This window comes from Paraburkholderia sp. BCC1886, from assembly GCF_900996245.1.
In the GTDB taxonomy this organism is placed as follows: Bacteria; Pseudomonadota; Gammaproteobacteria; order Burkholderiales; family Burkholderiaceae; genus Paraburkholderia.
Genome location: NZ_CAAJGK010000052.1, coordinates 81,346 through 99,971, shown reverse-complemented (window position 1 = coordinate 99,971; position 18,626 = coordinate 81,346). Strand labels below are relative to the sequence as shown.

The 18,626-nt window shown below is 63.0% G+C and carries 21 protein-coding genes; 15 read left to right on the top strand and 6 right to left on the bottom strand.

Features of this window, described 5'->3' with window-relative positions; all coding sequences use genetic code 11:
- The first annotated feature begins 226 nt into the window (after positions 1-226).
- Positions 227-1,975: a phosphoenolpyruvate--protein phosphotransferase gene (ptsP, locus tag FQ746_RS18575; protein ID WP_144111079.1), complete on the top strand. Its 1,749-nt coding sequence runs from the start codon at positions 227-229 to the stop codon at positions 1,973-1,975.
- A gap of 131 nt (positions 1,976-2,106) precedes the next feature.
- Here the strand turns inward: ptsP and FQ746_RS18570 are convergent, their stop codons facing one another.
- The 3 genes from FQ746_RS18570 to gpmA form a co-directional block, all read right to left on the bottom strand.
- Entirely contained in the window at positions 2,107-2,865 is a 759-nt protein-coding gene (locus tag FQ746_RS18570) for a HesA/MoeB/ThiF family protein (RefSeq protein WP_144111077.1), read from the bottom strand.
- Between the two features lie 105 nt (positions 2,866-2,970).
- Positions 2,971-4,563: a S41 family peptidase gene (locus FQ746_RS18565; RefSeq protein WP_144111075.1), complete on the bottom strand. Its 1,593-nt coding sequence runs from the start codon at positions 4,561-4,563 to the stop codon at positions 2,971-2,973.
- 291 nt (positions 4,564-4,854) lie between these two features.
- Entirely contained in the window at positions 4,855-5,601 is a 747-nt protein-coding gene (gene gpmA / locus FQ746_RS18560) for a 2,3-diphosphoglycerate-dependent phosphoglycerate mutase (protein WP_144111073.1), read from the bottom strand.
- Positions 5,602-5,738: 137 nt separating this feature from the next.
- Here gpmA and FQ746_RS18555 point away from each other — a divergent pair, with 137 nt between their 5' ends.
- The 5 genes from FQ746_RS18555 (at position 5,739) to FQ746_RS18535 (ending at position 8,749) form a co-directional block, all read left to right on the top strand.
- On the top strand, positions 5,739-6,164 hold the full coding sequence (locus FQ746_RS18555; protein ID WP_144111493.1) for a rhodanese-like domain-containing protein: 426 nt from the start codon (positions 5,739-5,741) through the stop codon (positions 6,162-6,164).
- Entirely contained in the window at positions 6,161-6,421 is a 261-nt protein-coding gene (gene grxC / locus FQ746_RS18550; protein ID WP_144111071.1) for a glutaredoxin 3, read from the top strand. The genes FQ746_RS18555 and grxC overlap by 4 nt, the downstream gene beginning before the upstream one ends.
- Positions 6,422-6,597: 176 nt before the next feature.
- The gene (secB, locus tag FQ746_RS18545; RefSeq protein WP_144111069.1) at positions 6,598-7,068 is read left to right on the top strand and encodes a protein-export chaperone SecB; all 471 of its coding nucleotides are present in this window, start codon (positions 6,598-6,600) and stop codon (positions 7,066-7,068) included.
- A 22-nt stretch (positions 7,069-7,090) separates the two neighbouring features.
- Positions 7,091-8,089, top strand: coding sequence for an NAD(P)H-dependent glycerol-3-phosphate dehydrogenase (locus tag FQ746_RS18540; protein WP_144111067.1), 999 nt, complete (start codon positions 7,091-7,093; stop codon positions 8,087-8,089).
- 111 nt (positions 8,090-8,200) lie between these two features.
- Positions 8,201-8,749, top strand: coding sequence for an O-acetyl-ADP-ribose deacetylase (locus FQ746_RS18535; protein ID WP_144111065.1), 549 nt, complete (start codon positions 8,201-8,203; stop codon positions 8,747-8,749).
- On the opposite strand, the gene trmL is transcribed toward FQ746_RS18535, so the two are convergent.
- Together trmL and FQ746_RS18525 are read right to left on the bottom strand one after the other, a co-directional pair.
- Positions 8,722-9,192, bottom strand: a complete 471-nt coding sequence (trmL, locus tag FQ746_RS18530) for a tRNA (uridine(34)/cytosine(34)/5-carboxymethylaminomethyluridine(34)-2'-O)-methyltransferase TrmL (RefSeq protein ID WP_144111063.1) — start codon at positions 9,190-9,192, stop codon at positions 8,722-8,724. The two genes, FQ746_RS18535 and trmL, sit on opposite strands and share 28 nt — an antisense overlap.
- Positions 9,193-9,224: 32 nt before the next feature.
- Positions 9,225-10,037, bottom strand: coding sequence for a ComF family protein (locus FQ746_RS18525; RefSeq protein ID WP_222105888.1), 813 nt, complete (start codon positions 10,035-10,037; stop codon positions 9,225-9,227).
- A gap of 84 nt (positions 10,038-10,121) precedes the next feature.
- Between FQ746_RS18525 and FQ746_RS18520 the strand changes: the two genes are divergently transcribed.
- The 8 genes from FQ746_RS18520 (at position 10,122) to FQ746_RS18490 (ending at position 17,445) form a co-directional block, all read left to right on the top strand.
- Positions 10,122-11,087: a methyltransferase domain-containing protein gene (locus tag FQ746_RS18520; protein WP_144111061.1), complete on the top strand. Its 966-nt coding sequence runs from the start codon at positions 10,122-10,124 to the stop codon at positions 11,085-11,087.
- A 319-nt stretch (positions 11,088-11,406) separates the two neighbouring features.
- Entirely contained in the window at positions 11,407-11,880 is a 474-nt protein-coding gene (locus FQ746_RS18515; protein ID WP_144111059.1) for a DUF2244 domain-containing protein, read from the top strand.
- Positions 11,881-11,948: 68 nt separating this feature from the next.
- Positions 11,949-13,616, top strand: coding sequence for a cytochrome c oxidase subunit II (gene coxB / locus FQ746_RS18510; protein ID WP_144111057.1), 1,668 nt, complete (start codon positions 11,949-11,951; stop codon positions 13,614-13,616).
- A gap of 43 nt (positions 13,617-13,659) precedes the next feature.
- On the top strand, positions 13,660-15,273 hold the full coding sequence (ctaD, locus tag FQ746_RS18505; protein ID WP_144111055.1) for a cytochrome c oxidase subunit I: 1,614 nt from the start codon (positions 13,660-13,662) through the stop codon (positions 15,271-15,273).
- A gap of 28 nt (positions 15,274-15,301) precedes the next feature.
- Positions 15,302-15,436: a cytochrome oxidase small assembly protein gene (locus FQ746_RS35035; RefSeq protein WP_222105887.1), complete on the top strand. Its 135-nt coding sequence runs from the start codon at positions 15,302-15,304 to the stop codon at positions 15,434-15,436.
- Positions 15,437-15,478: 42 nt separating this feature from the next.
- Positions 15,479-16,117: a cytochrome c oxidase assembly protein gene (locus FQ746_RS18500; protein WP_144111053.1), complete on the top strand. Its 639-nt coding sequence runs from the start codon at positions 15,479-15,481 to the stop codon at positions 16,115-16,117.
- Between the two features lie 175 nt (positions 16,118-16,292).
- Entirely contained in the window at positions 16,293-16,454 is a 162-nt protein-coding gene (locus FQ746_RS18495; RefSeq protein WP_144111491.1) for a DUF2970 domain-containing protein, read from the top strand.
- Positions 16,455-16,587: 133 nt separating this feature from the next.
- Positions 16,588-17,445 (top strand): cytochrome c oxidase subunit 3, encoded by an 858-nt coding sequence (locus FQ746_RS18490; RefSeq protein WP_144111051.1) that lies wholly within the window; start codon positions 16,588-16,590, stop codon positions 17,443-17,445.
- A 119-nt stretch (positions 17,446-17,564) separates the two neighbouring features.
- Here the strand turns inward: FQ746_RS18490 and FQ746_RS18485 are convergent, their stop codons facing one another.
- Positions 17,565-17,774 carry a twin transmembrane helix small protein gene (locus FQ746_RS18485; protein WP_144111049.1) on the bottom strand — a complete coding sequence of 70 codons (210 nt, stop codon included), beginning with the start codon at positions 17,772-17,774 and terminating at the stop codon, positions 17,565-17,567.
- 111 nt (positions 17,775-17,885) lie between these two features.
- Here FQ746_RS18485 and FQ746_RS18480 point away from each other — a divergent pair, with 111 nt between their 5' ends.
- Complete coding sequence (locus FQ746_RS18480; protein ID WP_144111047.1) at positions 17,886-18,602, top strand: SURF1 family protein; 717 nt, start codon at positions 17,886-17,888, stop codon at positions 18,600-18,602.
- The last annotated feature ends 24 nt before the right edge of the window (positions 18,603-18,626 follow it).

Here is an 18,626-nt window from a genome sequence, read left to right as displayed (position 1 = left end):
ACAATGGCCGGATAAATATGGCTTGAATACGTGCGGTGCTGCACAGACAATTCGCGCGTCCAGCACGGAACGTAGGCATGGAGCGATAGAAAGAGTGGGAGACAAACTCGTGCTGCGCCGCACACAGCCTGGCTCTCCGCGCGATGAGTGCGGAATTTATAATGATTGCGCGAGTCTGAGCACTGCAGCGGATTGCCGCGGCATCACACAACTAGAGGAGGGGCGCGTGTCCTTCACGCTGCATGGAATTCCCGTGTCACGCGGTATCGCCATTGGGCGCGCTTATCTGATCGCCCCGGCTGCACTCGACGTCGACCATTATCTGATCGAACCCGCGCAAATAGAGAGCGAGGTCGAGCGCTTTCGCACGGCGCAACAACTCGTGCACCAGGAACTCGACGCATTACGCGCCGATCTCGCCGCCGACGCGCCGAGTGAAATGGGCGCGTTCATCAACGTGCATTCCATGATCCTGAACGACGCGATGCTCGTGCAGGAAACCATCGACCTCATCCGCACGCGACGCTACAACGTCGAGTGGGCGCTGACCGAACAGCTCGAACGCCTGTCGCGCCATTTCGACGACATCGAAGACGAATATCTGCGCGAGCGCAAAGCCGATATCGAGCAGGTGGTGGAGCGCGTGCTGAAGGCACTGGCAGGCGCATCGCCGGGTCTTGGCGACGCCGTACACGGTGCGTGCGACGAGATGATCGTGGTCGCGCACGACATTGCGCCCGCCGACATGATGCAGTTCAAGACGCAGACGTTCCAGGGCTTCGTTACCGATCTGGGCGGGCGCACCTCGCACACGGCGATCGTCGCGCGGAGTCTGGGCATTCCGGCGGCGGTCGGTGTGCAGCATGCGAGCGCGCTGATCCGTCAGGACGATCTGATCATCGTCGACGGCGATCACGGCATCGTGATCGTCGATCCGGCGCCGATCGTGCTCGAAGAATATTCGTACCGTCAAAGCGAGAAAGCGCTCGAGCAGCGCAAGCTGCAACGGCTCAAGTTTTCGCCGACACAAACCCTGTGCGGCACGCGTATCGAACTGTGCGCGAACATCGAACTGCCGGAAGACGCGCGCGCGGCAATCGACTCGGGCGCGACCGGCGTGGGTCTGTTCCGCACGGAATTCCTGTTCATGAATCACAAGGACCGGCTGCCCGAAGAAGAAGAGCAGTTCGGCGCGTATCGCCGCGCGGCCGAGTTGATGAACGGTCTGCCAGTGACCATCCGCACGATCGACGTGGGCGCAGACAAGCCGCTCGACTCGATGAGCGGCGGCGACGGTTACGAAACCGCCGCCAACCCCGCGCTGGGGCTCCGCGCGATTCGCTGGAGCCTGTCCGAGCCGCAGATGTTCCTTACGCAATTGCGGGCGATTCTGCGGGCGTCGGTGTTCGGCACGGTGAAGATCCTGATTCCGATGCTGGCGCACGCGCAGGAGATCGACCAGACGCTCGATCTGATTCGCGAAGCCAAGCGTCAACTGGACGATGCCGGCATTGCCTACGATCCGAATGTGCAGGTCGGCGCAATGATCGAGATTCCGGCGGCCGCGATTGCGTTGCCGCTGTTTCTCAAGCGCCTCGATTTCCTGTCGATCGGCACGAACGATCTGATCCAGTACACGCTGGCCATCGATCGTGCGGACAACGCGGTCGCGCATCTGTACGACCCGCTGCATCCGGCGGTGCTGCATCTGATCGCGTTCACGCTGCGCGAGGCGAAGCGCGCGGGAGTGCCGGTGTCGGTGTGCGGCGAGATGGCGGGCGATCCGGCGTTGACGCGTCTGCTGCTCGGCATGGGACTGACCGAGTTCTCGATGCATCCGAGTCAGTTGCTGGTGGTGAAGCAGGAAGTGCTGCGTTCGCATCTGAAGACGCTGGAGAAACCGGTGGCCGACGTGCTGGCGTCTTATGAGCCGGAAGAGGTACAGGCTGCGCTGAAACGGGTGATGCTGGCTTGAGCTAGTTCGAGATTCAAACAAAGAAAAACGCCGCATCGGGAAGAAAAACCCGTGCGGCGTTTTTTTGTTTCGACGTGTGAGCGGCAGTGGCGGCAGTAGCAGTAGCAGTAGCAGTAGCAGCGGTAGCGCCGTTAGCTGCGATGCGCTTTGCCGCACACCGGACAATCCGGCTGACGTGCGATGCGCATCGTGTTCCACTCCATGCGCAACGAGTCGAGCATCGTCAGGCGGCCCACCAGCGGCGTGCCGATTGCGCCGATCACCTTGAGCGCCTCGGCCGCCTGCATCGAGCCGATGATGCCGACCGTCGGCGCGAATACGCCCATCGTCGAACACGCGACTTCCTCGAACGGTTGATCTTCGGGGAAGATGCACGCGTAGCACGGCGACGCGGCGTCGCGGAAATCGAACGTGCTGATCTGGCCGTCGAAGCGCAGCGCCGCGCCCGACACCAGCGGCACACCATGCTTCACGCACGCGCGATTGATGGCGTGGCGCGTCGCGAAATTGTCCGTGCAATCCAGCACGACGGTGGCTTGCGGCACTTCACGGTCGAGCCACCCGTCGTCGACGCGCTCGGCCACCGCGTGCACTGTGACTTCCGGGTTGATCTGCGCGATCGCGTCACGGCCCGACTCCACCTTCTTGCGTCCCACCGATGCGCTGACGTGCAGGATCTGTCGTTGCAGGTTGGTCAGGTCGACCGTATCGGCATCGACCAGCGTCAGGCGGCCCACACCCGCCGCCGCGAGATACATCGCGGCAGGCGAACCCAGACCACCGGCACCGACGACGATTGCATGCGCATCGATAAAGCGCTGTTGCGCCTCGATGCCGATTTCGTCGACGAGGATATGGCGGGAGTAGCGGAGGAGTTGATCGTCGTTCATGGCGGGGCGCGGGGTGAGCTTGTTATTTTAGTCGCGCGAAGCGGGATGCTGATGGTCGGTCTTCACGACGCCTTGCGCTGCGAAGACCGACGGGGGACGAACTAATTACTTCTGCGGAGCAGGTGCCGAAGCAGGTGCTGCGTCCACCGGACCCGACGCACCCGGCACCGGCTGCGTCGGCTTGACGGCGACCGGCGCGGAGGCCGACGTCGCCGGCTTGTTCTGCGCCAGACGACGCTCGGTCAACGACTTCGATTCCTGAACCGGCTTGCCTTCCAGCTTGTTCAAGCCTTGTTGCAGCATGAAGTCGTCGGCTGAACCGAACTCGACCGGTTTGCGGTCACGATCTTTCTGACGCTGTTCGGGCGTCTTCTTGTCGTTCTGTTCTTCGAGCTGACGCAACTGGTCCATGCGTTCCTGTTCACGCTGTTCCGCTTCCTTCTTCTCGTTCGGATCCTGCGTGTTGGCCAGGTGGTTCGAGTAGTCGACTTCGCGCGTGACGAGTGCGTCGTCCGGATCGCCTTCGGCGTACTGGTCGACTGCGATGTCAGGACGGATGCCCTTGTTCTGGATCGAACGGCCGCTCGGCGTGTAGTAGTAAGCGGTGGTTAGACGCAGCGCGGTGTCCGCCGTCATGGGTCGCACGGTTTGCACCGAACCCTTGCCGAACGTGGTCTTGCCGACGATCAGCGCACGATGCTGATCTTGCAGCGCGCCCGCGACGATTTCCGATGCCGACGCCGAGTAGGCGTTGGTGAGCACGATCATCGGCACGGTCTTGAAGATGGGCGCTTCGTCCTTCAACGGGTCGCTGTCGAACGATTGCAGACGGTAGTTCTCGTAAGTGTCGCGATACACCTGCTTCGAATCCGGAATCTGTCCGTTGGTGGAGACAACCACCGAGTTCGGCGGCAGGAAGGCACCCGCGACGCCGACCGCGCTTTGCAGCAGACCGCCGCCGTTGTTACGCAGATCGAGCACGAGACCCTTCAGGTTCGGCTGCTGACGCGCGATGTCCTGCAGTCGGGCGGCCAGATCGGGCGTGGTGCGTTCCTGGAAGCTGGTGATACGCACGTAGGCGTAACCCGGCGCGAGAATCTTCATCTTCACCGACTGGACCTTGATGATGGCGCGTGCCACCGTGAGCGGGAACGTGCGGTCGTCGGTCTTGCGGAAGATGGTCAGGGTGACCTTGGTGCCGGGGTCGCCACGCATCTGCTTGACGGCCTGGTCGAGTGTCATGCCGCGCACGGGCTTGTCGTTGATGCGGGTGATCAGGTCGCCCGGACGGATGCCGGCGCGGAACGCGGGCGTGTCTTCGATTGGCGAGATGACTTTGATCAGGCCGTCTTCTGCGGAGATTTCGATGCCGAGACCGGCGAAGCGACCCTTGGTCTGCTCCTGCAGTTCTTCGTAATCGGTCTTGTCGAGATAGGACGAATGCGGGTCGAGGCTCGATACCATGCCCTTGATTGCGGCGGTGAGCAGCTTTTTGTCGTCGACCGGTTCAACGTACTCATGCTTGATCTGCCCGAACACTTCGGCAAAGAGCCTGAGCTGGTCCAGCGGGAGCGGCGCGACCGCGTTAGAAGCGGCACTGGCGGGTTGCTGGGCCGAAGCGGACAGTTGCAGAGTGGCAAAAACACCAGTAGCAAGGCCCGCGGCAATCAGGCCGATATTTTTCAGGTTCTTTCGCATAGAGTCTGTTGCGGTCGGAAGCGCGTGGCAGCGTCGATAGAGATGGGGACGGACAAGTATAACTGCACGACCGGCCACTCAGGGCCCGTCGCGGCAATCGTGATTCGACAGCACGTCGCGCGCCTGGTTCGTGAGATTCGGGCGATCCGGCGAAGTAATGTGCGGTAACAGAATGAATGCGGCCGAAGCGGCCTGGAAGAGGGAGGCGGGAGGAGTAGCGTTGCATCGGCCGGCACGAGGCGCCGGCCGATGCAACGTGATGCGGGTTCGCGAACTGGGGTTTGCAGTCTTTTAGCCGGCTTTGCCCTGCTTCGCGACGGCGGCTTGCGCCTTCGCGATGGCTTCCTGGTCGCCGAGGTAGTAATGCTTGATCGGCCTCAGGTTCTCGTCGAGTTCATACACGAGCGGGACGCCGTTCGGAATGTTCAGGCCGACGATGTCGTCGTCCGAGATGCCGTCCAGATATTTGACCAGCGCGCGGATCGAGTTGCCATGTGCGGCGATCACGACTTTGCGGCCCGACTTGATGGCCGGCGTGATCGACTCGTTCCACATGGGCAGAACGCGCGCGACGGTGTCTTTCAGGCACTCGGTGAGCGGCAACTGTTCGCGCGGCACTTTGGCATAGCGCGGATCGGCGTAGGCGGTGCGTTCGTCCGACGGATCGAGCGCGGGCGGCGGCGTGTCGTAGCTGCGGCGCCAGACCAGCACCTGGTCGTCGCCGAATTTCGCGGCGGTTTCCGCCTTGTTCAGACCCGACAGCGCGCCGTAATGACGCTCGTTCAGACGCCACGAATGCACGACCGGCAGATACATCAGATCCATCTGGTCCTGCACGTGCCACAGCGTGCGGATGGCGCGCTTGAGCACCGATGTGTAGGCGATGTCGAACGTGTAGCCCGACTCTTTCAGCAGCACGCCCGCTTGCTGCGCTTCACGATTGCCCTGCTCGGTCAGGTCGACGTCGACCCAGCCCGTGAAGCGGTTTTCCTTGTTCCACGTCGATTCGCCGTGGCGGATGAGAACGAGTTTGTACATGAGATTGCCGGTCGGTAGTGAGGAAGCGTTCGCGGGTTGCGAGGGTCCTTTGGAGGAGCGTCGCCATCGCATCAGACGGTTATTTTATAATGGCTGGATTGCCCTTTTCGATTTCTCTCTTTTTCGGCGGATTTTCCGTGAAGTTTTTCACTGATTACATAAACCTTGTACTGATCGCAGTCGTCCTCATCTCCGGTGGGTTGCTGCTGTGGCCGACGATCAGCCGGCGTGGCCGCGGTGGCCTGTCGGCCGCCGAAGCGACCCAACTGATCAACCGGCGTAATGCAGCTGTCATCGACCTGCGACCGTCGGCCGACTTCGCCAAGGGCCATTTGCCCGCGTCACGGCACCTCGAATTCGCCGAATTGCAGGCCAAAGTCGCGCAACTCGTGAAGAACAAGACCAACCCGGTGCTGCTGGTTTGCCAGACTGGCCAGCACTCCAACAAGGCAGCGCGTATCGTGCAGGATGCAGGGTATGCCGAAGTCCATGTTCTGGAGGGCGGTGTCGACGCCTGGCAGAAGGCCGGTATGCCGGTCGTGAAACAAGGAGCCGCAAAGTGAACAAAGTCATCATGTACAGCACCCAGGTGTGCCCGTATTGCCAGATGGCCGAACGTCTTTTAAAGTCGCGCGGCGTCGAGAACGTCGAAAAAGTCCTTATCGACAAGGACCCCGCCCGCCGTGAAGAGATGATGACCCGAACCGGTCGTCGTACGGTGCCGCAGGTGTTCATCGGCGAGACGCATGTCGGCGGGTACGACGACCTGTCCGCACTCGACCGCGCGGGCGGTCTGATGCCGCTACTCGACGCCGCCTGAGCGCACGCGCCAGCCGGCGCATGCAGCAGCAGGTGCGTGAAGCAAGGTGTCAAGCAACGTGTGAAGAAACCAGCCGGCGCGCGGCCGACCCTTCAGGGAGCCGCACGCCGCAACGATCTGGCGGACCTTGGCGCTCAAGGGCCGTCGCCATATAGCTATCAGGGAATTACATCATCATGTCCGACGAGAATAATCAGCCGTTCTTCAACATCCAGCGCATCTATCTGAAGGACATGTCGCTCGAGCAGCCGAATTCGCCGGGCATTTTCCTCGAGCAGGAAATGCCGTCGGTCGAAGTCGAAGTCGATGTGAAGGCCGAGCGCCTCGCCGACACCGTGTTCGAAATCCTCGTCACCGGTACCGTCACGGCCAAGGTGTCGGACAAGGTCGCGTTCCTGATCGAAGCCAAGCAAGCCGGCATTTTCGACATCCGCAACATCCCCGCCGAACAGATCGACCCGCTGGTCGGCATTGCCTGCCCGACCATCCTGTTCCCGTATCTGCGCTCCAACATTGCCGACGCCATCACCCGCGCCGGTTTCCCGCCGATCCACCTCGCCGAAATCAACTTCCAGGCGCTGTACGAGCAACGTCTCGCGCAGATCGGCGGCCAGGAAGCAGCGGCGCAAAACGGCGTCACGCATTGACGCGTCGCACGCGGTGCCGGTCATGAAGGTCGCTGTTCTCGGTGCCGGCGCATGGGGCACGGCCCTCGCCGGCCATCTGGCCACCCGGCACGACACGGTGTTGTGGGCGCGGCAACCCGCGCTCGTCTCCCAACTCAGCGCTTCGCACGAAAACGCCCGCTATCTCGCGGGCGTTGTGCTGCCGGCAGCGCTTCGCTATGAAGCCGATCTGAACACCGCGCTCGATCACGCGCTGGGCGAGCACGACCTGTGCGTCGTCGCCACGCCCGTCGCCGGTCTGCGCGCGCTGTTCCAGACCATGCGAGCGGCCGGCAAAGTGCCGGCGCACATCGTCTGGTTGTGCAAGGGCTTCGAGGCGGACTCGCAGTTGTTGCCGCATCAGGTGGTCGCGGCCGAGCTGCCGGCGCATCGCAGCAACGGCACATTGTCCGGGCCGAGCTTCGCGCGCGAAGTGGGGCAGGGCCTGCCGGTCGCGCTGACCATCGCGAGCCGGTCCGCCACGTGCCGCGAACGCACGGTGAGTGCGTTTCATCATGACGCGATGCGCATCTATACCGGCGACGACATCGTCGGCGTGGAAGTGGGCGGCGCGGTGAAGAACATTCTGGCAATCGCCACGGGCATTGCCGACGGCCTCGGGCTCGGTCTCAATGCGCGGGCGGCGCTGATTACGCGCGGTCTCGCGGAGATGTCGCGGCTCGGCGTGACGCTCGGCGGCCGCGCGGAAACGTTCACCGGGCTGACTGGCTTGGGCGACCTGATTCTGACCGCGACCGGCGACCTGTCGCGCAACCGGACGGTTGGCATGCAACTCGCCGCGGGCCGCACGCTCGACGAAGTGCTCGGCGCCCTCGGCCATGTCGCCGAAGGCGTGCGGTGTGCTCAGGCGGTGTTGTCGATCGCAAGGGCTCATGGCATCGACATGCCGATCACGCAAGCGGTTTGCGCCGTGCTGTTCGATGGCGTGGCGCCGCGTGACGCCGTGAGCGCCTTGCTGCGGCGCGATTCCAAAGCCGAATAGGTCCGGTTCGAACTGTCACGAAGCCGTTCAGCGCGCGTCGCGCTAACCGGCTGAACGGCTATGCCTCGCCGCTGTCCACGTCCTATCGACGTTCCGACTCGGGAGACTGCCATGCTCACTTTTAATCGTTGCACGCTGGAGGCCCGCGTCGTCGACATCACGACGCTCGCCGTGGATGCGATCGTCAATGCCGCGAATACCTCGCTGCTGGGCGGCGGCGGGGTGGATGGCGCGATTCATCGCGCGGCGGGGCAGGCGCTGTTGCGCGAATGCGAAGGGCTCGGCGGCTGCGCGACCGGCGATGCCAGGATCACTCGTGGCTACGCGTTGCCGGCCGGTCAGGTGATTCACGCGGTCGGCCCGATCTGGCAGGGCGGCGCGCACGGCGAGGCTGAACTGCTCGCGTCGTGCTACCGGCGCTCACTGGAAATCGCGAGCGACGCGAATTGCCGGAGCATTGCGTTTCCCGCGATCAGTTGCGGTATCTACCGGTTTCCGGCGGCGCAAGCGGTCCGGATCGCAGTGGACGCCGTGCTCGACACCTTGCCGCGGACACCGCAACTCGGGCAAGTCGTGTTCGCCTGCTTCGATAGCGCGATGCTGGCGCTCTACGAGAGCGAATTGACGCGCCGTCAGGCGCCGCCTTCGAAGCCGGTCTGACGCCACGCCTCGAACACCACGATCGCCACCGTATTCGACAGGTTCAGGCTGCGATTGCCCGGCCGCATCGGCAGGCGCACGCGTTGTGCGTTGGCAAACTCGTCGAGCACGGTATCGGGCAGACCGCGGGTCTCCGCGCCGAACACGAACCAGTCGCCGTCCTGAAACGCATGCTCGTGAAAACGCCCCGAGCCGCGTGTGGTGAATGCGAACATGCGGGCGGGATCGGGTGACTCCCTGGCGACGAACGCGGCCCAGTCGGCATGCACGTTCATCTGTGCGTACTCGTGATAATCGAGCCCCGCGCGGCGCAGTTTGGCGTCGTCGAGCGGAAAGCCGAGCGGCTCGATCAGATGGAGACGCGCGCCGGTATTGGCGCACAGGCGGATCACATTGCCGGTGTTCGGCGGGATTTCCGGTTCGACGAGAACGACATTGAACATGGTGATTTCGGGTTCTGAGATTTCGAGGGGGACTAATTTTTCGGTGTGCGCAGTGCGACGAAATTGGTCACGCGCCGCGCGCCGGCTGCCTTGAGCGTGCGCGCCAGTGCTTCGAGCGTGGCGCCGGTGGTCATCACATCGTCGACGATGCCGACATGCAGACCGTGAACCGGGCGCGCGACTTCGAACGCGCGTCCGACGTTCAACCGGCGCGCGGCCAGATCGAGCCGCGACTGCGGCGCGGTATGGACGACCCGGCGCACGAGGCGCGCATCGCTGCGCACCGTTAGCGCGCGAGCCAGCGGCCGTGCAATCTGCCATGCCTGGTTATAACCGCGTTCGACGAGCCGCCGGCGGGCGAGCGGCACCGGTGCGATTACGTCGGGCCGGTCGGACGCCTGTTGCCATGAGTCCTCCGCTTGCCGCGCGAGACGCTGGGCAAAATCGCGCGCTAGCCTCAAGCGCGCGCCGAACTTCAGGCCGATTGCCAGCGTATCGAGCGGCGCCCGGTAATCTGCCAGTGCGAAGGTCGCATCGAAAGGCGGCGGCTCGGCGCGGCAGTCGGTACAACGATGGGACGCGCCGCCCGATTGACGCCCTCTGCTGGAAAGCGGCAACGCGCAGACCGTGCAACGCAGTCTGCTTTCGTTCCAATACGCGCTGTCGCAGGCTGTGCAAAGCGTCTGGCGAGACAAATTGCCGCAGAGTGCGCACAGGTTGGGCAGCAGGGTATGCAGCACGCATGGCCATGCCGGGCGAAGAGTGGGTGGAAGACCCGGCGCGAGACCCCGCGCAAGATGCGCGATCCCATCGCAGGCAGAAACGCAAACTGTGGCAAATCGCATGGTGTGACCGCCCGTCAAGGCCTTTCCCGATGGTTGGACGGAGGCGAACGAGTATACTTCGGGCTCCACGCCAGCACGACACCCATGTCCCCAACAACCGCTCAATCTGGCCGACCGGCCAATGATTCACGGCGCCTCAGGCGAATTTTCGACCGCCGCGCGACCCGCTTCGACGACGTCGCGTTCCTGCCGCGCGAGATCGCGCAACGCATGCGCGAACGGCTCGATTTCATCAAGGTGACGCCTGCCAGCGTGCTCGATGCGGGTTGTGGCGCCGGCGAAGACGTGCCGGCTCTGCGTGAGCGTTTTCCCGAGGCACCGGTGTTCGGCACCGATCTGTCGCACGGCATGCTGAGCCGCGCGCTCCAGCACGACGCGGGCGACACGAGCTGGCGGCGCTATCTGCCCGCCACGCTCGGCCGGGCGCTCGGCGCACGCGGTCCGCGTTTCGCGCAGGCCGATTTCTCGGCGCTCCCGTTTGCCGGCAGCGCGTTCGAATTCATCTGGTCCAACCTCGCACTGCATTGGCACTCGCGTCCCGACCTCGTGTTTCCCGAGTGGCAACGCGTGCTGAAGGTGAACGGTCTGCTGATGTTCAGCACGCTGGGCCCCGATTCGCTGAAGGAGTTGCGCGGTGCGTATGCCGAAGTCGAGGCCGCGCACGGCGTTGCCGCGAAGAAGCACGTGATCGACTTCGTCGACATGCACGATCTCGGCGACATGCTGGTGGAGAGCGGTTTCGAGATTCCGGTCATGGACCAGGAAACGCTCACCATTACTTATAAATCGCCCGAGTCGCTGCTGGCCGATGTGCGCCGCTGGGGCGCCTATCCGTTCGAGCGCGAGGGGGCGTCCGGCGCGAATGCGCGACGTCTGCACCGCGCGTTGCTGGCGGCGCTGGAAGCGCGCCGGCGCGCTGACGGCACGCTTGCGCTGACCTTCGAAGTGATTTACGGCCACGCCTGGAAAGCGGTGCCGCGCACCACCGCGGACGGTCATGGAATCGTGCGGATCGAGGACATCGGACGGGGTTCTTCGAGGAATCGTTGAAGCCGGAAAGACGACATCTGTTATGTCTGAAATTACCGCTTCAAAAGTGCCTCGGAAGTTGCGTCAAAATGGCGCGGAGGCGCGCCACGTCTGGGTTGCGGGCCGATCGGGGCTTGCTTGTGGATGCTTGGGATCGCGCCTATAATGCGTCAGTTTGTCGCCCGGAGTTCCCGCAATTTCCGCGGCGGCAGGCCCGAGGCACGGGGCTGCATCACGAGTAGCGTGGCGGCGTAGTAAGCAGGAGCGGGCAAGCAGTGGCGGAACGGCGCAAGCAAAGGCCGTAAGCCTGATCAAAGCAGCGATTCGCACGGAGACAGCGATGGACGCTTCAGATCTGCTGGCAGAGTCGGAACCAGTGCTCAAAGACTGGACGATGAAGCGCAATTGCTCCATGTCGCCCCGGCAGTTCGTCTGTTTGTACGTTTCGCTAGCACTGTTCTCGTTGGCAATTGCTTTCATGCTGGTTCTGGTCGGCGCCTGGCTGGTGTTGCCCTTCACCGGTATCGAGTTGCTGGCGGTCGGTATCGCGTTTGCCATTTACGCGCGGCATGCTGTGGATTACGAACGTATCCGGTTATTCCAGAACCGGCTCGTCGTGGAACAGGTGAGTGCGGAGCGGCTCACGCAGTTCGAATTCAATCCGCGCTGGGTGCGGATCGAACCGGGCGACACCCCGCGTGACCAGATCCGACTGGTGTCGCGTGGTCAGACGATCATGATCGGGCAACATCTCGCGCAGTATCGGCGCGCGCAGTTCGCAGGAGAACTGCGTATGTGGCTCATGCGGTGCTAGACGCGTCAGGACGCGCGTGCGGCACAAGGGGAGCGCGGGGCAGCCTGCCAGCGGGGTCGAGGGTTTGTATGGAATTTTTGGGTAAGGAAGCTATGAAAACAATCAAGCGAGCCCTGATGGGCGTGCTGGCGACGAGCGGTCTGCTGTTCGCCGGTGCAGCCCTGGCAGTGGGCGATGTTCCGGGCGGCCCTGCCGTCAACGAGATCAATCTCCAGCCGCCTGCGACCAAAATCGCTGAGGAGCTCTACAGCCTCCACACGTTCATGCTGATCCTGTGCACGGTGATCTTCGTCGGCGTGTTCGCAGTCATGTTCTATTCGATGTTTGCGCACCGCAAATCGAAAGGACACAAAGCTTCCCATTTCCACGAAAGCACGACCGTCGAAATCATCTGGACCATCGTCCCGTTCGTCATCGTCGTGCTGATGGCGCTGCCCGCCACCAAGACCGTCGTTGCCATGAAGGACACCACTAACGCCGACCTGACCATCAAGGTCACCGGCTACCAGTGGAAATGGGGCTACGACTACGTCAAGGGCCCGGGCGAGGGCATCAACTTCCTGTCCACCCTGGCTACGCCGCGTGCCGAAACCGATGGCCGCCAGCCAATCTCCACCACCTATCTGCAGGAAGTCGACAATCCGCTGGTCGTCCCGGTCGACCGGAAAATCCGCATCATCACCACGGCGAACGACGTCGTGCACTCGTGGTACGTGCCCGCGTTCGGCGTGAAGCAGGACGCGATTCCGGGCTTCGTGCGCGACACCTGGTTCAAGGCCGACAAGGTCGGCACGTTCCGCGGTTTCTGTACCGAGTTGTGCGGCAAGGAACATGCGTTCATGCCGGTCGTCGTCGAAGTGCTGTCGACCGACGACTATGCGAAGTGGGTCGATACGCAGAAAAAGAAAATGGCCGCCGGCCAGGACGATCCGAACAAGACCTACACGATGGCCGAACTGATGGAGCGCGGCGGCAAGGTCTACACATCGAATTGCGCGGTCTGCCACCAGCCGACCGGCAAGGGCGCGGGTGCGTTTCCAGCGCTCGACGGCAGCAAGGTCGCCAATGGCGCGATTGCCGAGCACGTCAGCATCGTGCTGAAGGGCAAGAACGCCATGCCGTCGTGGGCGCCGACGCTGAACGACGTGGAAATCGCCTCGGTCATCACGTACGAACGTAACTCGTGGGGCAACCACACCGGCGACATCCTGCAACCCAAACAGGTGGCCGATGCCCGTAACGGCAAGCTGCCCGAAGGCGGCAACCATCTGGCCGATGCGGGTGCAGGTGCGGGCACAGGTGCAGTCGCGAGCGGCGCAACGGCGAGCGCGGCGGCGAGCGCGGCGTCGGGCGCGGAACCTGCGGCAGCATCAGACAACACAGCAGCGAATGCCGCTTCAGGCGCCGCGGCACCGCAAGCCGCGTTGCCGGCCAGCGTCTACTTCGAAACCGGCAAGAGCACGTTGCCCGCTGACGCCCAAGCGGCGGTCGACGCGGCCGCTGCTTATGCCAAGGCGCATCCGGACGCGAAATTCACGTTGTCGGGCTTCACCGACGCCACCGGTTCCGCCGACACCAACGCGAAGCTCGCGAAGGGCCGCGCCGAAGCCGTGCGCGATGCGCTGAAAGCAGCGGGCATCGCCGAAGATCACATTATTTTAAAGAGACCGGAAACCATCACCGGCGGCAGCGACGCAAAAGAAGCCCGGCGAGTTCAGATCAGCCCGGCGGCCTGACGGTTCATGGTCAGCAGCGCAGTATTTGCATTAGGAGATTGTCATGTCTAGCATCGGACACGATGTAACCGCAGGCCACGAACACGTGCATGGCGACCATGCTCACGAGACACCGCACGGCTGGCGCCGCTGGCTGTACGCCACCAATCACAAGGACATCGGGACGCTGTACCTGATCTTCTCGTTCACCATGTTCCTCTCCGGGGGCGTGATGGCGCTGATGATCCGTGCCGAGCTGTTCGAACCCGGGTTGCAGATCATGCGTCCCGAGTTCTTCAACCAGTTGACCACCATGCATGGCCTGATCATGGTGTTCGGCGCGATCATGCCGGCCTTCGTCGGTTTCGCGAACTGGATGATCCCGCTGCAGATCGGCGCGTCGGACATGGCGTTCGCGCGCATGAACAACTTCAGCTTCTGGCTGCTGCCGGTGGCCGCGGTGTTGCTGGTCGGCTCGTTCTTCGCGCCCGGCGGCGCGACGGCGGCAGGCTGGACGCTGTACGCGCCGCTGTCCACGCAAATGGGCCCGGGCATGGACTTCGCAATTTTCGCGGTCCACCTGATGGGCGCGTCGTCGATCATGGGCGGCATCAACATCGTCGTGACGATCCTGAACATGCGCGCGCCCGGCCTCACGCTGATGAAAATGCCGATGTTCGTCTGGACCTGGCTCATCACCGCGTATCTGCTGATCGCCGTGATGCCGGTGCTGGCGGGCGCGATCACGATGGTGCTGTTCGATCGGCACTTCGGCACGTCGTTCTTCAACGCGGCCGGCGGCGGCGACCCGGTGATGTACCAGCATATCTTCTGGTTCTTCGGGCACCCCGAGGTGTACATCATGATCTTGCCGGCGTTCGGCATCGTCTCGCAGGTCATCCCGGCGTTCTCGCGCAAACCGCTGTTCGGCTATAGCTCGATGGTGTACGCCACCTCGTCCATCGCGATCCTGTCGTTCATGGTCTGGGCGCACCACATGTTCGCGACCGGCATGCCGGTGACCGGCCAGCTGTTCTTCATGTACGCGACCATGCTGATCGCGGTGCCCACGGGCGTGAAGGTGTTCAACTGGGTGGCGACGATGTGGCGCGGCTCGCTGAGCTTCGAAACGCCGATGCTCTTCGCGGTCGGCTTCCTGCTGGTGTTCACGTTCGGCGGTCTGTCGGGCCTGATGCTGGCCATGGCGCCGCTCGACATCCAGTATCACGGCACCTATTTCGTGGTCGCGCACTTCCACTACGTGCTGGTGGCAGGCTCGCTGTTCGCGCTGTTCTCCGGGTGGTACTACTGGGCACCGAAGTGGACCGGCTGGATGTACAACGAGACGCGCGGCAAGATCCACTTCTGGGCGTCGATGTTCTTCTTCAACCTCGCGTTCCTGCCGATGCACTTCGTCGGCCTCGCCGGCATGCCGCGTCGTTACGCCGACTATCCGGCGCAGTTCACCGACTGGAACCAGGTTATTTCGATCGGCGCGTTCGGCTTCGGTCTCGCGCAGGTGTACTTCCTGTTCGCGGTGGCGTTGCCGGCGTATCGCGGCGGTGGCGAACTGGAGAAAGCCGGCGATAAGCCGTGGGACGGCGCAACCGGCCTCGAGTGGACCGTGCCGAGCCCGGCTCCGTTCCACACGTTCGAAAACCCGCCGACGGTCGAATGAGCGGCACACCGATCCATCAAGTTCGAGCATGACGCGCAACGCACCGGAAAGACGGACGCCCGAGCAGATTCGCGCGGGCAACCGGCGAATCGGCTTCGTGATGCTGCTGATCGCGGCGGCCTTTTTCGCCAGCGTCATCATCAAGCAGGCGTGGTTCACCTGACGCGATGTTCGCGTCGGGTTCGCAGGTTTCCTGAGGATTCAGATGTCGACGCAACCGCCGGCTCACGCCGATCGCTCTTTCAACCGGCCGATGATGATCAAGCTGTTCGTCGTCGCGCTGATGATGTTCGGTTTCGGCTTTGCCCTGGTGCCCATGTATCGCGCGATCTGCCAGATTACGGGCATCAACAATCTGGTCCAGCGCGACGCGACCGAGCGCGAGGCGAAGAACACGCAGGTCGACATGAGCCGCACGATTTCGATCGAGTTCGACGCGAACGCGCGCGGCCCACTGGGTTTCAAGCCGGAGCAGCGCAGTCTCGACGTGCATCCGGGCGAGGTGACGACGGTGATGTACGAGGTGAGCAACCAGCAGGCTCGCACGATCCAGGCGCAGGCCATTCCGAGTTACGCGCCGAAGCAGGCGACCGAGTACTTCCGCAAGATCGAATGTTTCTGTTTCACGCAGCAGACGTTGACTGCGAATCAGACGAAGCGGCTGCCGGTGGTGTTCGTCGTCGATTCGAAGTTGCCGAAGGACGTAAAGACGATCACGTTGTCATACACGTTTTTCGAACTGAACACGCCTACGGCGGCGACTGCCGGCAGTGCGGGCACGAGTACGAACGCGAGTACGAACGCCTTGAGCAAGACGGCGGCAACCGGCGCCAATCCCGCGTGACGGCGACGACGTACGCCGCTGCGGGCGAAGGAACAGAACGGTGATGAGCGATAACGGTAGCAACGACGGCAGCGACCAGGCAAGCAGCGCAAGCAACAGCGCTCCGCGCACGGGCGCTCCGCGCACGGGCGCCCCACGCACGGGCGCCCCACGCAAGGCCAGCTTCGGTCAGTCGATGCGCGCCGTGTTCTGGTCGTTCTTCGGCGTACGCAAGCGTGCGGACCTCGAAGCGGATGCCACACAATTGAACCCGCTGCATGTCGTGGCCGCCGCGTTGATCAGTGCAGCGATTTTCATCGTGGTGCTGATTCTGATCGTTCGCGCAGTCGTCGGTTGAGTTGTCGGTTGGGTCGTCGAGCAGGTCGCCAGGCAGTCAGCAAAAGATAAGAGTGAAGCGGTGCGGTATCGACGCGCCGCCGAGGATACAGCCGGAGCTTCCGGAACAACTGGACTGAAGTGGAGAATCAAGAATGAGCGGTCAAAACGAGAGCCCGTACTACTTCGTACCGCATCCGTCGCGGCATCCCATCAGCGCTGCCACGGGCTTGCTGGTCATGCTCGGATCGCTGGCCGCGTGGATCAACGACCACGAATGGGCGCCGCTCGGCGTCATCGTCGGTTTGTTGTGGCTGCTCTTCACGCTGTGGCACTGGTTCGGCGACGCGATCGCCGAATCGGAAGGCGGCATGTACGGCAAGAACGTCGACAAGTCGTACCGCTGGAGCATGAGCTGGTTCATCTTCTCGGAGGTGATGTTCTTCGGCGCGTTTTTCGGCGCACTGTTCTATGCGCGTGAAATTGCGCTGCACGAACTCGGCAGCCTCGACTACAAGCTGATCTGGCCGGACTTTTCGGCGGTGTGGCCGAACAACGGTCCCGCAGCGCTGGTGTCGACGTTCAACTCCATGCAACCGTGGCCGGTGCCGACCATCAACACGGCGTTGCTGCTGTCGTCGGGCGCGACGCTGACCGTCTCGCACCACGCGCTGCGGGAAAATCATCGCAGGAAGGCGATTGGCTGGCTGGCCGCGACGCTGGTGTTCGGCGTGTGCTTCCTGTTCCTGCAAGGCTTCGAGTATTACCACGCGTATAACGAATTGAACCTGACGCTGTCGTCGGGCGTGTACGGTTCGACGTTCTTCCTGCTGACGGGCTTCCACGGTTTTCACGTGTTCCTCGGCGGCACGATGCTGGCAGTCGTCCTGGTGCGGATGATTCGCGGGCACTTCACGCCGGAGCATCACTTCGCGTTCGAAGGGGCGGCCTGGTACTGGCACTTCGTGGACGTGGTGTGGCTCGGCTTGTACGTCGTCGTGTACTGGCTCTGACGCAATCGCTCTGCGCGAAAGCGCAGTCGCGCAGCAGACGGTAACCCTGCAGCGCCGCCCTCGACCCTGTCAGGGCGGCGTTTTGTTTGATGGACGCGTGAGTTGCGGTGCGGTTGGAATCAGCGACCGTAAGGAATGCCGGTCGATTGGATCCAGCCCATCCAGTGTGCGAACAGGATGAACAGGAACAGGGAAATCGACAGCCCGACCCGCATGGCGAGCGACCACACCATCCGCTTGGTTTTGCCCTTGTCGTGCATCATGAAGTACAGCGCCGACACCATGCTGGCGATGATCAGGACGAAGGCGATGGGAACGAGAATGTGCATGGAACCAACCGAAACCAGGAAGCGCCGGGGCAAGACGTTTATTATCTCACCGCGCGTGAGCCTGCGGCGCTGCTTCCAGGCAGAGCAAGCGGTGTTGCCGGAGACGGTTCGATGAAGTTTCGTCTGGTCCCCGCGCTGTTGATTCTGCTGGTGATCGTGGTGACCGTGCGCCTGGGTTTCTGGCAGCGCGACCGTGCACACCAGAAAGAAGCGCTCGAAGCGCATATCACGCAGTTCGAGAATGCACCCGCGCAGTCCGTGGGTAACACACCGGTCGAGTTGAAGGACATCGAGTTTCATCGTGTCACGGTGCGGGGCAGTTTCGTCGCCGACAAGGTCGTCTATCTGGACAATCGTCCGTACAACGATCAACCCGGCTTCTATGTCGTGATGCCGTTCAAGCTGGCGGGCGGCGGTTATGTGCTGATCAATCGCGGCTGGCTGCCGCGCAACGTGAGCAACCGCGAGACCATCGAGCCGTACACCACGCCGAGCGGCGAGATTGCGATAGAAGGCATCGCGCGTGCCGATGCATCGCGCGCGTTCGAGTTGGGGCAGGGCGGATCGGCGGCGCATCAGACGATCCGTCAGAATCTCGACACTGCCGCCTATGCCGCGGAAACCGGTTTGCCGCTGCAGCCGTTTGTGATCCAGCAGACGAGCGACGACGGCGACCGGCTGGTGCGCGACTGGCCCGCGCCGACCACGGGCGTCGAGCGCAACTATGGCTACATGTTTCAATGGTGGGGCATGGCGCTCGCGGCGCTAGGCTTCGGCTTGTACGCCGCCCGCCGTGCCGCGAAAAAACAGCATGCTCCCGGCGTGTGACCCAGGGTCCGCAGCGCGCCGCCA

What these genes read in the sequence shown, in the direction of transcription:
- FQ746_RS18500 (WP_144111053.1), top strand. Translation starts at nt 15,479, where the DNA reads ATGTCGACGCAACCGCCGGCTCACGCCGATCGCTCTTTCAACCGGCCG.
- FQ746_RS18520 (WP_144111061.1), top strand. Translation starts at nt 10,122, where the DNA reads ATGTCCCCAACAACCGCTCAATCTGGCCGACCGGCCAATGATTCACGG.
- coxB (WP_144111057.1), top strand. Translation starts at nt 11,949, where the DNA reads ATGGAATTTTTGGGTAAGGAAGCTATGAAAACAATCAAGCGAGCCCTG.
- FQ746_RS18480 (WP_144111047.1), top strand. Translation starts at nt 17,886, where the DNA reads ATGAAGTTTCGTCTGGTCCCCGCGCTGTTGATTCTGCTGGTGATCGTG.
- FQ746_RS18540 (WP_144111067.1), top strand. Translation starts at nt 7,091, where the DNA reads ATGAAGGTCGCTGTTCTCGGTGCCGGCGCATGGGGCACGGCCCTCGCC.
- gpmA (WP_144111073.1), bottom strand. Translation starts at nt 5,601, where the DNA reads ATGTACAAACTCGTTCTCATCCGCCACGGCGAATCGACGTGGAACAAG.
- trmL (WP_144111063.1), bottom strand. Translation starts at nt 9,192, where the DNA reads ATGTTCAATGTCGTTCTCGTCGAACCGGAAATCCCGCCGAACACCGGC.
- FQ746_RS18570 (WP_144111077.1), bottom strand. Translation starts at nt 2,865, where the DNA reads ATGAACGACGATCAACTCCTCCGCTACTCCCGCCATATCCTCGTCGAC.
- FQ746_RS18535 (WP_144111065.1), top strand. Translation starts at nt 8,201, where the DNA reads ATGCTCACTTTTAATCGTTGCACGCTGGAGGCCCGCGTCGTCGACATC.
- ctaD (WP_144111055.1), top strand. Translation starts at nt 13,660, where the DNA reads ATGTCTAGCATCGGACACGATGTAACCGCAGGCCACGAACACGTGCAT.
- FQ746_RS35035 (WP_222105887.1), top strand. Translation starts at nt 15,302, where the DNA reads ATGACGCGCAACGCACCGGAAAGACGGACGCCCGAGCAGATTCGCGCG.
- FQ746_RS18490 (WP_144111051.1), top strand. Translation starts at nt 16,588, where the DNA reads ATGAGCGGTCAAAACGAGAGCCCGTACTACTTCGTACCGCATCCGTCG.
- FQ746_RS18515 (WP_144111059.1), top strand. Translation starts at nt 11,407, where the DNA reads ATGGACGCTTCAGATCTGCTGGCAGAGTCGGAACCAGTGCTCAAAGAC.
- FQ746_RS18525 (WP_222105888.1), bottom strand. Translation starts at nt 10,037, where the DNA reads ATGCGATTTGCCACAGTTTGCGTTTCTGCCTGCGATGGGATCGCGCAT.
- FQ746_RS18485 (WP_144111049.1), bottom strand. Translation starts at nt 17,774, where the DNA reads ATGCACATTCTCGTTCCCATCGCCTTCGTCCTGATCATCGCCAGCATG.
- FQ746_RS18565 (WP_144111075.1), bottom strand. Translation starts at nt 4,563, where the DNA reads ATGCGAAAGAACCTGAAAAATATCGGCCTGATTGCCGCGGGCCTTGCT.
- secB (WP_144111069.1), top strand. Translation starts at nt 6,598, where the DNA reads ATGTCCGACGAGAATAATCAGCCGTTCTTCAACATCCAGCGCATCTAT.
- FQ746_RS18495 (WP_144111491.1), top strand. Translation starts at nt 16,293, where the DNA reads ATGCGCGCCGTGTTCTGGTCGTTCTTCGGCGTACGCAAGCGTGCGGAC.